Raw genomic sequence first — 14373 nt, 5'->3', positions numbered from 1 at the left:
TTCTCCATTCAGAACTCACGAATCAACGGTTCAAATTTTCGGTAAACCCTTGAACCTCTGAACTGTAAACCTTTGAACCATTGAACGGTTACTTTGACCTTTTATAAGGCCACATCATTAATACCGAATATGGCAAGGAGCATGGACAGGATAATCCCGCCGATAATAATTCCCATCAGTACTATGGTTACAGGTTCCACCAAGGACAGATAGACCTTGGTATCGTGCTGGACCCTTTCTTCGAGATCATCTGCAATCTTCAGAAGCATGGGCCCCATGGCCCCTGTTTCCTCCCCAATAGCCACCAGATGTACCATGAGTGACGGAAACACCTTTGCCTGTTTCATAAGCTGACTGAGACTCTTTCCCTGGCGGACCCCCTTATACAGGTCCTCCACAGCACCCCGTATGACGCTGTTGGACACCACTTCTCCCGAGAGGGAAATACCCTTGAGTATGGGAACACCGCTCTCAAGCAAGGTACCCATGGTGCGGGCCAGACGACCGAGTTCTATCTTCAGCAACATGGAGCCGGCCAAGGGCAGGCGAAGCACTGCCCTGTCCCACCAGGCCCTTCCATCAGGTGTCTTGATATAGGAGTAAAAACCGGTGCCAAGTACAAGAATAACCAGGCATAACAGCCACCACCATGACTGAAGAAACATGCTGGCCCTGACTATTAACCTGGTGGCCAGGGGCATAGGCTGATTGAGATCCTCAAAGATCTGGCCAAACTTTGGCACTACAAAGGTCACCAGGATAAAGACGGACAGGATGCCCACAAGGGCCAGGATGCCGGGATAGATCGATGAAGTAATAATAAACTTTCGAATATTTCTTGAACGCTCGATGAAACCATCCAACCTTTTAAGAACCATGGGGAGGACACCTCCCAACTCCCCAACCCGTATCATATTGATGTAGAGGCGGTTGAAGATGTCCGGATAGGAAGATAAGGCCTCTGACAGCTTTTTACCCCCCTGGATCTCCCGTCTTATGGTATTAATCAGCTCACGTATTGTCTTTTGCTCAGCAGCATCTTCCACGACGGCCAGAGCCCGTTCCAGAGGGACACCGGCCTCCAGAAGATCAGCCAATTCCCTGGTGAAGTAGAGGAGATCATCATGTCTGAACCTGACCCCTTTCCTGCTCCACAAAGCATAAAACCGCTTCAGCCTCTTAACCCTGACAGGCTGAAGGCCCTTAGAGATCAGCATAGAAATTAAGAGATCCTGGCTTGAAGCCTCGCCGGTCCCCTGAATTTTTTGCCCTTTAACATCCAGGGCCTCATAAGCAAAGGTAGGCATTTTAATTAGTGACTCTCATAACCTCTTCAAAGGTTGTCTGAGCTGCAAGGACCTTTAGAAGGCCGTCCTGACGGAGCGTCCTCATGCCCAGGGATTGTGCCTTGGAAAGGATTGAGCTGCTGTCAGCACCCTTTACTATCATTCTTCTTATCTCGTCATCCACCCTGATCAGCTCGTATATGCCGGTACGACCTGAAAACCCCGTATTGGCGCAGTGAGCGCAACCCTTACCCCGCCAGACCTCGGATGGGGCCTGGATATTGTCCGCTCCAAGGGCCTGAACTACCTCATCTAAAAAACCGGGCGGCAGATCATAGGAAGTCCGGCAATGGGGACAGATCTTCCTCACCAGTCTCTGGGCCATCACTGCCAGCAGGCAGGAAGACAAAAGATAAGACTCGATGCCCATTTCCTGCAACCTGGTAATTGCACTTGCAGCATCGTTTGTGTGAAGGGTAGAAAATACAAGATGTCCGGTAAGGGCGGACTGTATGGCAATCTCGGCGGTCTCAGCGTCCCTGATCTCCCCTATAAGTATCACGTCCGGGTCCTGCCTGAGGATATTGCGGAGGGCGGAGGCAAAGCCCAACCCTATCTCAGGACGGATCTGGATCTGATTTATTCCATCGAGCTGATACTCAACCGGGTCTTCTACTGTTACAATCTTCTTGTCAGGGGCATTGATGCGGTTCATGACCCCGTAAAGAGTAGTGGTCTTCCCGCTGCCGGTCGGACCGGTGACCAGGACCAGCCCATAGGGCCTTGAAATTATCTTTTCAAAATCTCCCAGTATATCGGCTGAAATCCCGAGGGTTTCAAGTTCCAGCCGGACCTCCTCCCGGTTCAGGAGCCTGAGCACTACACTTTCCCCAAAAAGGGTGGGCAGAGAAGAGACCCTTATGTCGATCTCTCTTTGCCCTTCGCGGACCTTGATGCGCCCGTCCTGAGGCAAGCGCATCTCAGCGATATTCATCTTGCCCATAAGCTTCAGCCGTGAGGTAATCGCAGGCTGTAGCCTTTTTGAGACCGTCTCGATGTCGTGAAGGACTCCATCTATACGGAACCTTACCTTCAAGAGATCCCTGAACGGCTCAAAATGTATATCTGAGGCCTTTACTTCAAGGGCCTGGCTGATAACGTGGTTTACAAGACGTATCACAGGGGCCTCGGAGGCAAGGTCCCGCAACTGTTCAGGATCTTCCCACAGCTCATCAACAGCGCGTGATTCGTCCTCTGACTCCTCTCCTCCCAGGTCCGAATCGGCTTCGTACCACCTGTAAACAGCGGCCAGGATATCCTCTTCACTGGCGAGAAAGGGCCTGACCGGCTTCTGGTAAATACTTTCAAGGAGCTCCCTCATGTACAGATCCTGGGGCGTGGCCATGGCCACCCTGGCTTCAGAGTCGTCCAGGGACAGTGTGACGACCCGCCACTGCCGCATTAGCTGCGGAGACAGCCCATTAATCATGGGTGGCTTGTCTGGGAAATCAGCCGCACTTATTTCAGGAAATCCCGGCCCTGAAATCTCCGCTAAGTTTGATTCGGCTCCAGGAACCTGATCGCCGCCTGCGTTTTGGAATCCGTTCCCGCCTTTCCCTTTGAATAAAGACACCAGGCGAGATCCTACGTTTTGAATATTCACAGGATCACCCAATTACTTCACTTCCAACTTACTATGTCCGAGTCTTCACCTTCTCCACCTGGCTCACCGTCACGGCCGTAGCTGATCAGATCATAGTCATAGTGCTCTCCGGGAGATTTGTAGACGTATTCGTGTCCCCACGGATCCTTTGGAACGGCCTTGGGCAGATAGGGCCCGGCCCAGTTTTCAAGATCATCCGGCTTTTCCCGCAAGGCCGAAAGGCCCTCCTCAGTATCAGGATAACGACCGTTATCCAGGCGAAACTCGTCAAGGGCGGCGCCAAAGAGCTCGATCTGGGCCTTTGCGGCCTTTTGTTTGCTCATTCCCAGCTTTCCGAAAAATTTGGGTGCCACCAGGGAAGCCAAGAGTCCGATGATTATCACCACTACCAGGAGCTCGATCAAGGTAAAACCCGAATCTCTCTCAATGCCCCTTGCAAGACCACGGTCATTCAGTCTTTTTCTCAAAAATAATACCTCCGACAATATCATGCTCAAATCATTACTAATTAAATTACGGCCCACAGAGATACCTGTCAAGCAAGATACAGGCCTCTCCACCTCATCTGGCAACCACAAAAGCCTCCGGGAAACCTGAGCTTTCAAGCCTGGCTTCAAAGTCCTTGGCCGTATTATACTCGGTGGATGCAAATACCTGCACCAGGTAAAAGGTCTGATCTCCTCTTTGTTGGCGAAATACAGCCACATCCTTATAATATCTGTTTATTTTTCGCCCCAGGGCATAAGCGTTATCCGGTTCCAAAAAGGCCCCTACCTGTACATAGAATTTCCCTCTTCTGAAATCAGGGTGTGGCTTAAATACCGCGGGAATTCCGGCTCCAGGCCGGACCTCTCCCAGCGCCTCTATCCTCACTCTTGCCACACCCGGACCGATCAGCCCCACCTTCCTGGCTGCCCCATAGCTGAGATCTATAATCCTGTTCTTGGCAAAAGGCCCGCGGTCGCTGATCCTGGCTACGACTTCCCGCCCATTTTCAAGGTTGATTACTCTGACATATGTATTCATGGGCAATATGCGGTGGGCAGCAGTCATGGCATACATGTTGTATGGCTCGCCGCTGGCGGTCGGCCTTCCGTGAAACTTGCCTCCATACCAGGATGCATACCCTTCCTCCACAAAGCCTTCGGCAGAGGGCAAGGGATAGTAAACGTGTCCATTCACCTCATAGGGACGCTGGGTTGCAGGTAATCGCCGAATGGATATTGTTGGAGGCGATATATGCCGGTGCCCGCAACCTGATAAATGAAAAAAGAGGAAAAAAACAAGAAAAAAGGCACCAAAGCCGGTCTTATTGTAAGATTTCGGAAACAGCCTATGCTGATATGTGTGCGCAGGTTCTGAATTGTTTCCGTCTCTAAAGGTGACTGATATCAACAGCCACGAATATTTCATGACGAACCTCAAAAATACACGGATGAAAATATTTTACCTCTCTTATATTCGGTCATTAATAACAGGATCATGACAAAATGAAAACAGATACTCAATGAACAGGACATACTTGGCCGAACTGCAGAAAAAGCTGGCGCAAAAAGTGTGTATTCCGCCCGATGATTCAGGTTACCATCCGCAAGAATATGATATCATTTTTAGTCTGGATGTCCACTATGTGAAAGATAAGGCCTGTATTGCATTGGATGTGCAGAAATGGAAAGGTGGAATTGTTGGCACTTATGTAGGTACTGCAAAGGTAGAAGTCCCATACGTACCGCAATTCTTTTGCTTCAGGGAAGGGCCTCTGTTGCTGGAAATGCTGGAAGCAGCCAAAAAGCGCCTGTCTCTGCAGCCCGAATTGATCATTGTGGATGGGCACGGGATAGCACATCCAAGACGTTTTGGAGTTGCCTGCTGGATTGGTGTGAATACTGACATCCCCTCAATAGGTTGTGCTAAAGAGACTTTGATGCATTACAATGGAAAAATAGATAAGAAGAGAGGGAATTGCCTGTTCATCAAGGATGAGAAAGGGGTAATCGGTGCAGTCTTAGTAACACGGGACAATACAAAGCCTGTCTTTGTCAGTCCAGGGCATGGAGTAAGCCTGAAAACGTCAATAGAAGTAATTCTGAATCTTTCATCCAGATACAGAATATCCGAGCCCCTCCGCAGGGCAGACCAAAGTGCAAAGGCGTATGCAAAAGGAATGACGTTAGAAGGCGTCACTTTTTGGGGAGAAATAGCTTGATTCGTAACTGTTTACGGCGGAACATCCTCAAAGTTGTAAGGTCAAAGCAACGTAAATATTCGGTGAACCCGCGGTCCGCTGTGGAAGTTGCCATCCGTGCCCTGCCGCAGGAGCGGTTTACCTTTTGCAGGGTTTCGATCGCGGGCCGGATTGCACTGCCTCTCCGGTCTGCAATGAGTGAGCTTTGAAACCCGGAAAAAGGTAACCGCTTCAAGGCAGGATATAAAGGGTTCACCGAATATTTACAAAACAACTGAACCTATGAACGCCAATCATAATGAATCCTGAATTTTGCAGGCGGCTATCTGAGGATTTCTGAATGTATTTCCCGATTGCCGATATCCAAGTTAGTCCCTGGATCCCGCCTCTTGTAGCTTTTGTTATTTCTTTCTTTACCTCAATGGGGGGTGTGTCAGGCGCCTTTCTGATCTTGCCCTTCCAGGTCAGTTTCCTTGGTTTCAGCAGCCCGGCAGTCAGTGCCACTAACCATCTTTTCAATATTGTTGCCATTCCCAGCGGCGTTTATCGATATATCAGGGAAGGCCGAATGGTATGGCCGCTCACATGGGCGGTCATAATAGGAACCCTGCCCGGGGTCTTAATCGGTGCCATTCTGCGAATACAGTACCTTCCGGATCCAAAGAACTTCAAGATGTTTGCCGGTCTGGTCCTCTTATATATTGGTGGTAGATTGATAAAAGATGTGCTTAAGAAAAAGCAGGCCGATGGCCATCGAATGTCAGCAGAGGAGCAATTCCAGAAGGTAGTTAAAGAATACTATGAATCAAATCAATCCGGAACCGCTTCAGGTCAAAAGCAATTACCACGAATTATCGTAAAGAAGTTCAATATCTCCCGCATTATCTATGAATTCTATGGCCAAACGTTTGATATAAACGCCATGGGAATAATGCTGTTAAGCTTTTCGGTTGGTATCATCGGCGGTATTTACGGGATAGGAGGAGGGGCCATTATTGCTCCGTTCTTTGTAAGCTTCTTCTGCCTCCCGGTTTATACTATAGCTGGTGCGGCATTGATGGGGACCTTTGTAACCTCAGTTGTGGGCGTGCTGTTTTATCAGGCAATAGCTCCCTTTTATCCTCACATGGCCGTTGCACCGGATTGGGCACTGGGCCTCCTGTTCGGGATGGGAGGATTTGCCGGCATGTATTGCGGAGCAAGGTTACAGAAATTTGTCCCGGCCAGGCTGATCAAATCGATACTGGTATTTTGTATCCTATTCCCAGCTATTAAGTATATTTTGGAATTTATTCTGTGAATTTTCAGGTTGGAGATGCCGCATCTGGAGACTCTCTGCCACAATCCCTGGATGACATGTCAGGCTGACCTCAACCATCCGGCCAGGCTCAAGCCGAAGTAAGTCACAAGCCATCCTATGAGAATCGAGAGAGGTATCTTTTCGTTACCTGCCCAGGGCAGGGACGCAAAGGCGATCACAGGCACCAGTGGATACAGGATTCCGGCTTCGAACGGCGGAAAATGCCGCAAGAGCTCCTGAACTCCCAGAAAGAACCACGGGCCCTGTATCAGATCTATGTTTTTCCCCGGAAGGTCTATCGGGGCATTAAACAGAACGGCCACTGCGATGGAACAGGCCAGAACGCTCAGAAAAATCTTCCGGCTCAGTATCACCCGGCGAGTGTGATACCAGGTGCCAATACCCCACAACAGGACAGTCAGGAGCAGATGCAGAAGGTAGACACGGCTTAAACCTTCATCTGTACACGCCATCAGAAAACGGTTGAGTCCTGATCCAATCAGCGGGACCTTCAGGAGGAGGTGCTCGGCAATTGTGCCCGCAGCCTGACCTGTTCCGTCATACCGCAGAACATATCCGGTAAACAGGACAAAGATACCAATAGGGAGGGTAAGGCTCAAGACAGTCCACTGTCTGCGACTCGAAGGCCGCTTGGAGATTTTTGGCAGATCATCGATGCTTTGCCATGCGTGATAAATAAGCAGAAGTAAAAAGGCCTGACCGGTCCAGAAGTGCAGGGCCCTCCAGAAGGCGCCAAAGGGAAGTACTGCTTCAATGGCAACGCTGGTTACAAAAGGGTCCGCCACCTCATACTGATAGGCTACAATAAAGCCCGAACCTATAGAGGCCAGCAGTGCTGCAACAGTCATCTCTCCGACTCGATCAAAACTAAGCATTATATGAAAGTGTCAAATGCAGCAAGCTCCGCACTTATTACAGACTTGGGGGATGCAAAAAGCCGTTTCCCTGCCCTCTGAAGCCTTGTTCCATTCTTCCCGCAAATATTCCCTGCGCACCCTGTGGCCTATGATCTCCCATGGAAAAGGCATGTCCGCATCCAGGGCCCTGCAATACATATCTGCTGAGAGAGCAGCCTCTTTCAGGGCCTTGCTCCAGGTGACCCCCCTGAGTGCCACTGCCTCCAGAACAGGTGCAAGCCTCCTGTCCCCCCTGCTCAATATGGTCTGAAAATGGGCTTCACGCACAGAGTCCAGTTGCAACTTTACATTTGGCATATTACGCAGACCTTTCTGCAGTATCCGTCTCCTGCGTTTAAGTGCAGGCCTCTTTACAGACCCGGCCCACTGCATCGGGGTCCATGCCTTTGGCACAAAAGTGCTGATTGACGCTGTTACAGAGCCCATATGACCCCTTGCCCGGCCGGCCGGCCTGACAGCGCGCCTGATCTTGTCAACCAGCTTCACGATGCCCTGGACGTCTTCGTCGGCTTCAAAAGGCAGGCCCAGCATGAAGTAGAGTTTCAGGTTCGGGACCCCGCCTGATACAAGTGTCTCTGCCGCCCTCAATATTACATCTTCATCAAGATTCTTATTGATCACCTGTCTCAGCCGCTGGGACCCTGCCTCTGGCGCAATAGTCGCCAGCCTGGTATCCGAGGCCTTGAGGAGACGCACAAGGTCCTGAGTAATTTCATCGGCCCTGAGGGATGAAAAGGCGAGCTTCAGCCCTTTATCCAGGAGCCTTCTGCAAAGCTGTCCGATCTCCTCCCTTCCGAGAAACTCGAGGCCGACCAGCCCCACCCGGTCGGTATCCTTACATTCTTGGAGGGCTGCATTGAGGCTCTCAATGGGCCATTGTCTCGGAGGCCGATACACAAATCCCGCGGCACAGAACCTGCAGCCTTTCCCGCAGCCTCTGGCAAACTCTATTAAAAACATATTGGGGAAAACAGAATACGGGCTGAGGATCCCGGTGTGCGGGACCTGAGGAATTTGAAATTGGGAATCCGGGGAAAAGATAGCCGGAACAACAGGAAAAGAAAAGCCCCGCTCATATTCCCACTCGACCAGATCCCCTGAGGCATTGTAGAGAGGCCTATAGGCACTTGGGACATAGACCCCGGGAATATTGTCCGCAAGCCGTTTTAATCGTTCAGTTCTTGAAAGACTTCGGTCAGTGAGTTCAGGCAGGCATGAGACAAAGGCCCCTGAAATGGCCTCGAAATCGCCAAGGAGAAAGGCGTCCACAAAAGGGGCCACGGGTTCGGGATTGATCTGGGTAGCAATCCCACCTGCCAGCACAATCGGTTCCTGATCCAGACGATTTTCAGACCTGAGAGACAGCCCTGCTGCTTCCAAGGCCTTTACCATGTTTTGATAATTGGACTCAAAACTGACTGAAAAGAGTATGAGATCAAAGTCCTTCAGGGGTCTGCCGGACTCCTCGGAAAGCCAGAGGCGATTCGGCACAAAGAACCGCTCGGTCACCACCCGGTTTTCGGCATTAAGCCCGGCATAGACCGACTGGAGGCCGAGATTGGACATGCCCACAGAATAGGCATCAGGGAAGATCAGGGCGATGGAGATACGGCCGGCCCACTTCTTCCGAACAGAGCCCTTCTCATTCCTCGGATTCCTGCTCCATCTTTGCGAGGTCTTCAAATCGGAGATCTATCCCCAGGATGCCGACGATCTCATCTTCATCGTTGCGGATCGGGCCTGATACTGTAATACAGAGGGCGCCTGTGATCCTGGATGTATAAAAATCAGTAACATGGATATTTCCATCTTTTATTGGCTCTATAAACCAGGGACGGGCAGAGAAATCGCTATCCAACTGGTAGTTTGCATATTTGGCCCTATCTTCCAAGTGAGTGAAGTTCTGGGTGATTTTGCGCCCGTCTGCATTGACCACGTAAAGGAACTGGATAAAAGGATTATCGTCGAGGACCTGCTCAAAGACAGGCCTTGCAAGAACAGGATCCATGGATCGTATCTCTTTACGATCTATCAGTTCCTCCACCAGGTGGAAGGCCAATTCATGGGCCTTGTGCTTAAGCTTGTCAAACTCTGAGATAAAGAGTTCCGGCAGGTATTTTCTGGCAAGGATATGCATCTCTTCATTTGACATGGAGGTAACCCTGCCCTGCTCATACTCTCTCATGACATGCTTGTATATCTGCACGACTCCAGGGTGACGCTTATCGATCCTTTGTCTGCCATCCAGTTCCCGGTGTGCATTTATCCAGTGTGCAATGCCCGCTGTGCCTGACTTGTCAGAAATAATGACAGCTACAGGCCTGCCAAGTATCTTCTCGGTGTTAAATATGTTGTAAATTTCCTCGTTCTTGAGCAGACCGTCTGCATGTATGCCCGCACTGGTGGCGTTGAAATTTTCACCAACCAGGGGATAGTTCCTGGGAATGTGCACATCGAGCTCCCTCTCAAAATACCTGGCCATCTCTGTAATGGCCCTTGTGTCTATACCATCATCGGTTCCCCTCAGGGCTATGCGCTCTATCAATACCGCCTCTATGGGAGTATTGCCTGTACGTTCGCCAAATCCCAGCAGTGTGCCATTTATAGCGTCACATCCATAAAGCCATGCCGTGGTGGCGTTAATCACTGTCTTGTGAAAGTCGTTGTGGCCGTGCCACTCAAGGAGTTCACCCGGCACTCCGGCATCGTCTATCATCGCCCTCACCAGTCTCGGAACACTCCTTGGAAGGGCTGCACCGGGATACGTAACGCCGTAACCAAGTGTATCACACAGCCTGATCTTTATATCTATCCCGCTCTCTTGTCTCAGCTTCATGAGCTCTATTGCAAAAGGCACGCAAAAACCATATATATCCGCCCTTGTAATATCTTCGAAATGGCAACGGGGGACTATCCCCAGGTCCAGGGCCGCCTTAACTATGGCCAGATAGTCCTCCATGGCCTGGGCCCTGGTCTTTTTGAGCTTTAAATATATATGATAATCAGAGGCAGAGGTCAGTATACCGGTCTCATTCAAGCCCATTTCCTTTACGCGCTTGAGGTCTTCGGCCTTTGCCCTTATCCACCCAGTAATCTGGGGGAAGTCATATCCCTTCTCTCTGCATATATCCACGGCCTCTTTATCTTTGGAGGTGTACAGAAAAAATTCAGACTGGCGTATTATCCCCTTCGGGCCTCCCATGCGGTGCAATAAGTCGAAAATGTCGCTGATTTGTTTCACAGTGTATGGGGGCCGTGCCTGCTGGCCATCCCTGAAGGTAGTATCGGTTACGAGCATGTTGGCGCATGGGCTCGGCATCATGTGCTTGTGATCAAAATCAATCTTACAGACATCATCATATGGATAGATGTCTCTCATGAGATTGGGCTGGGAGACGTCCTGGAGATTGAAATTCCAGTATTCACCACCTTGGCGATCCAACAGTCCGCGTCCGGGATTCCACTTTGCCATAAACACCTCCTAAATCTTCCAGCCGGGTTTCAGATAGAGCTCAGCCAACTGAGCCATACTCACATTTGCAGGGGCACGGGTCAAGAGGCACTGGGCCTTCTGGGTCTTCGGAAAGGCCATGACATCCCTTATGGTATCTTTTCCTGCCATAAGCATTACCAGGCGATCAAGGCCAAAAGCAATACCTCCGTGAGGCGGCGCCCCGTATTCCAGGGCCTCAAGAAGAAAGCCGAATTTATCCAAGGCCTCTTCCCTGGAGATTGATAGTGCCCTGAAGACGGCCTCCTGAACAGAAGTCTGATGAATACGAATACTGCCTCCACCTATCTCGACTCCATTAAGTACCAGGTCATAGGCCCTGGACTTCACGCCTGCAGGATCACTGGATAATAATTCCACATCCTCGATCCTGGGGGAAGTAAACGGGTGGTGCAGGGCCACAAACCTGCCCTCATCTTCATCATATTCTACCAGAGGAAAATCAGTAATCCATACAAAATTAAAACTTCCTTCGGGAATAAGGTCCCAACGCCTGGCAAGCTCCAGCCTGAGTTCTCCCAGGACCCTGTATACCGTGGCCTTCTGATCCGCCCCGAAAAACAACATATCTCCCGGGACTGCATCCAACTGCTGCGCTATTGCCCTTTTTTCTTCCTCAGAAAAAAACTTTGCTATGGGTGACTGCCAGGAGCCGTCATCCTTTATTTTTATCCAGGCAAGCCCCTTGGCCCCCAGCCCGATGGCAAACCCGGTAAGATTATCCAGGTCTTTCCTTGAAAGATCATCCATGCCTTTTGCATTTAAGGCCTTTACCACACCCCCTGCAGAAACCGCCTCCTGAAAGACCTTCAGCCCGCATCCGGCGGCAATGTCTGATATGTCGCGGATCTCCAGGCCAAAGCGGGTATCGGGACGATCGGTCCCGAAGCGGTCCATTGCCTCCTGAAAGCTAAACCTCTGAAACGGCGTCTTGATATCTTTTCCCATGACCTCCTTGAACAGAAACGACATCAGACCCTCTATCAGATCCATGATTGCGTCTTCATCTATAAAGGACATCTCCATATCCAGTTGTGTAAACTCAGGCTGACGATCAGCTCTCAGGTCTTCGTCCCTGAAACATTTGACTATCTGGTAATAACGCTCGAGGCCGGAGATCATGAGGATCTGTTTATAGAGCTGGGGAGACTGCGGCAGGGCATAAAAGCGACCCGGATTAACCCTGCTCGGCACAAGATAGTCCCTGGCACCCTCAGGGGTACTCCTTGTCAACATCGGGGTCTCGATCTCAAGGAATTCCCGGCTGTTCAAATAGGACCTCACGGCCTGACAGACCCTGTGCCGCAGTATCAGGCTCTCAACCATGCACGGTCTCCTGAGGTCAAGATAACGGTATCTCAGCCTCAGGTTCTCAGATATCTCCCTTTCCTCATCAAGAGAAAACGCAGGGGTCTTTGAGGTATTCAGGATGCGCAGATCACGGCACGCGACTTCTATCATGCCGGTCTTTATCTTTGGATTCTCCATACCCTCGGGCCTCCTGCGGACCACGCCTTTTGCTGCAATTACATACTCGCTCCTGAGGCTGTGGGCCTTTTGATGTGAATCCGCATCTACCTCAGGGGCAAATACCACCTGGGTAATCCCCTTACGATCTCGAAGGTCTATAAAAATAAGCCCCCCGTGATCCCGTCGTCTGAGCACCCATCCCATAAGGACCACTTCCTGATCCAGGGCCGTCTCTGTAAGACTGTAACAATCATGGGTACGCCTCAGCCCTGCCATTGAATCCATTCAGATTACCTCTACTTCGATTAAAGTCTCAGCCAACCCGCAACCTGCCAACCAGAGCCTCCACTGCTGAGATCACATCATCAACAGGCACCTCGTGCTGATAGCGGGTCATCATATCCCTGAGCATCACCTGTCTTTTATCAAGCTCATTTTCTCCCACTATGAGCACATAACGGGCCCCAGCCCTGTCGGCCTGCTTCATCTGGGCCTTAAGGCCCCTGTCTTCATACGACATCTGCACTGCCAACCCCTGACGGCGCCAGTGTCTTATCCAGGGTATAACCTCTCTTCTGGCCTCCGGACCAAGAGCTGCTACAAATATATCAATAGACGGCCCCTTCCTGTCCTTGCCAAGGAGCAGCAATAACCGGTCAACCCCGATTGCCATCCCGACTCCGGGAAGATCAGGTCCTCCCAGGGCCTTTAAAAGGCCGTCATATCTGCCTCCTGCAGCCACTGTGCTCTGTGCACCCAGATCAGGAGAGACTATCTCAAAGGCGGTCATCACATAGTAATCAAGTCCCCTGACCAGGCAAGGATTTATGATAAACGGGATGTCCAGGGCTTTAAGGAAGTCCAAGACCCTGCCCAGATGGTCCCTACACTCAGAGCAGAGATACTCCTTGTTCAGTGGCGCCCCGGCCATGATTTTCCTGCAGGCTTCGTGCTTGCAGTCAAAGACCCTCAAAGGATTTATCTTGCTCCTTCTCTGGCAGTCAGGACAGAGATCCTGAAATACATCATCAAGATACCTCTTCAGGTCATTCCTGTATCCCGGCCTGCACACCGGACAGCCCAGGGAATTGATTTCCAGGCGCAGATCCTTGAGTCCAAGCTGCTCCAGGATGTCCCACGCCATCCAGATGACCTCAGTATCTGAAAAAGGGGCCTTTGTTCCTATCAACTCCGCATTTATCTGATGAAACTGACGGAGCCTGCCTTTTTGGGGACGTTCGTGCCTAAACATAGCCCCTATTGTAAAAAGCTTCAACACCGGAGACCGGGCAAAAAGCTTATGCTCATTTACTGCCCTTATGAGACCCGCTGTTGCCTCAGGCCTGAGGGTCAGAGAATCACCGCTCCTGTCGATGAATGTGTACATCTCCTTTTCCACTATATCAGTATGTTTGCCTATACTCCGGGCAAAAACCTCGGTCTTTTCAAGAAAAGGGATCCTCATCTCTTTCAGGCCGAAGGCCTTGAAGACGCAGCGGGCAAGGGACTCAACCCGATACCAGGGCTCGATCTCATCGGGCAATATGTCCTTGAATCCGCGGACAGCTCTTATAGACACTTCCAACTCCTGTTCCGGATGGTTCGTAGGTTCAAACGATTATCCACATAGCATGGGACACACGTTTAATCGACAATGTCAGCCAGTTCAAGATACCCGACCGCAATATTTGCCGTCCGAGCAATAAAAAAGCAAGGCATTCCCCTGGATATTTCATATAAGATACAGGCAGCAAGCACCGGGTAGGCTGCTTGCCATACAATTACTGCCATTGGTCTGAAGATTCTTTCATAGAGCAACCATTTTTTGAGTCAACTCCTCAATTTTTCTAATTTTTTTTTCACAAAACGAAAAATTTGTCCATGACGGTGATTTTCCGTCAATGTTATTTCCGTATCATTTAACGTGCCTGTGGCGGCGATAGCCGGGTGCTTGACGGTTAGTATATATCCCCTCCTATACCAAGGCCCAAAAGGCCGGCAGCGGCCAATGTAGGACGTC

10 protein-coding genes and 1 pseudogene are annotated in these 14373 nt (G+C 50.5%); 2 read left to right on the top strand and 9 right to left on the bottom strand.

The features are described 5' to 3' along the window. Window positions 1-101 precede the first annotated feature (101 nt). The 4 genes and pseudogenes from C4B57_06600 to C4B57_06585 all read right to left on the bottom strand — a co-directional run bounded on the left by C4B57_06600 (window position 102) and on the right by C4B57_06585 (window position 4362). A complete protein-coding gene (locus C4B57_06600; GenBank protein ID PXF54538.1) occupies window positions 102-1307 on the bottom strand; it encodes a hypothetical protein in 1206 nt (401 codons plus the stop codon). A gap of 1 nt (window position 1308) precedes the next feature. Then, window positions 1309-2808: pseudogene (locus C4B57_06595) on the bottom strand (type II secretion system protein GspE). A gap of 158 nt (window positions 2809-2966) precedes the next feature. Next, the gene (gspG, locus tag C4B57_06590) at window positions 2967-3440 is read right to left on the bottom strand and encodes a type II secretion system protein GspG (GenBank protein PXF54537.1); all 474 of its coding nucleotides are present in this window, start codon (window positions 3438-3440) and stop codon (window positions 2967-2969) included. 70 nt (window positions 3441-3510) lie between these two features. Continuing rightward, complete coding sequence (locus tag C4B57_06585; GenBank protein ID PXF54536.1) at window positions 3511-4362, bottom strand: septal ring lytic transglycosylase RlpA family lipoprotein; 852 nt, start codon at window positions 4360-4362, stop codon at window positions 3511-3513. A 94-nt stretch (window positions 4363-4456) separates the two neighbouring features. Here C4B57_06585 and C4B57_06580 point away from each other — a divergent pair, with 94 nt between their 5' ends. Further along, the gene (locus C4B57_06580) at window positions 4457-5155 is read left to right on the top strand and encodes an endonuclease V (protein PXF54535.1); all 699 of its coding nucleotides are present in this window, start codon (window positions 4457-4459) and stop codon (window positions 5153-5155) included. A 319-nt stretch (window positions 5156-5474) separates the two neighbouring features. Further along, on the top strand, window positions 5475-6434 hold the full coding sequence (locus tag C4B57_06575) for a hypothetical protein (protein ID PXF54534.1): 960 nt from the start codon (window positions 5475-5477) through the stop codon (window positions 6432-6434). Between the two features lie 59 nt (window positions 6435-6493). Here C4B57_06575 and C4B57_06570 read toward each other — a convergent pair whose 3' ends face one another. The 5 genes from C4B57_06570 to C4B57_06550 are packed head-to-tail and all read right to left on the bottom strand — an operon-like array spanning window position 6494 to window position 13932. Beyond that, on the bottom strand, window positions 6494-7330 hold the full coding sequence (locus C4B57_06570) for a hypothetical protein (protein ID PXF54533.1): 837 nt from the start codon (window positions 7328-7330) through the stop codon (window positions 6494-6496). Between the two features lie 12 nt (window positions 7331-7342). Further along, window positions 7343-9055 carry a radical SAM protein gene (locus C4B57_06565; protein ID PXF54532.1) on the bottom strand — a complete coding sequence of 571 codons (1713 nt, stop codon included), beginning with the start codon at window positions 9053-9055 and terminating at the stop codon, window positions 7343-7345. Beyond that, window positions 9015-10844, bottom strand: a complete 1830-nt coding sequence (locus C4B57_06560) for a histone-lysine N-methyltransferase (GenBank protein PXF54531.1) — start codon at window positions 10842-10844, stop codon at window positions 9015-9017. The genes C4B57_06565 and C4B57_06560 overlap by 41 nt, the downstream gene beginning before the upstream one ends. Before the next feature lie 9 nt (window positions 10845-10853). After that, window positions 10854-12638 (bottom strand): aspartate--tRNA ligase, encoded by a 1785-nt coding sequence (locus tag C4B57_06555; GenBank protein PXF54530.1) that lies wholly within the window; start codon window positions 12636-12638, stop codon window positions 10854-10856. A 28-nt stretch (window positions 12639-12666) separates the two neighbouring features. Further along, entirely contained in the window at window positions 12667-13932 is a 1266-nt protein-coding gene (locus C4B57_06550) for a histidine--tRNA ligase (protein PXF54529.1), read from the bottom strand. Window positions 13933-14373: the final 441 nt, after the last annotated feature.

The organism is Deltaproteobacteria bacterium (assembly GCA_003194485.1).
Lineage (GTDB): Bacteria > Desulfobacterota > Dissulfuribacteria > Dissulfuribacterales > UBA3076 > UBA3076.
The sequence above is the reverse complement of the archived record's forward strand: the minus strand, read 5'-3'. Positions and strand labels throughout refer to the sequence as shown.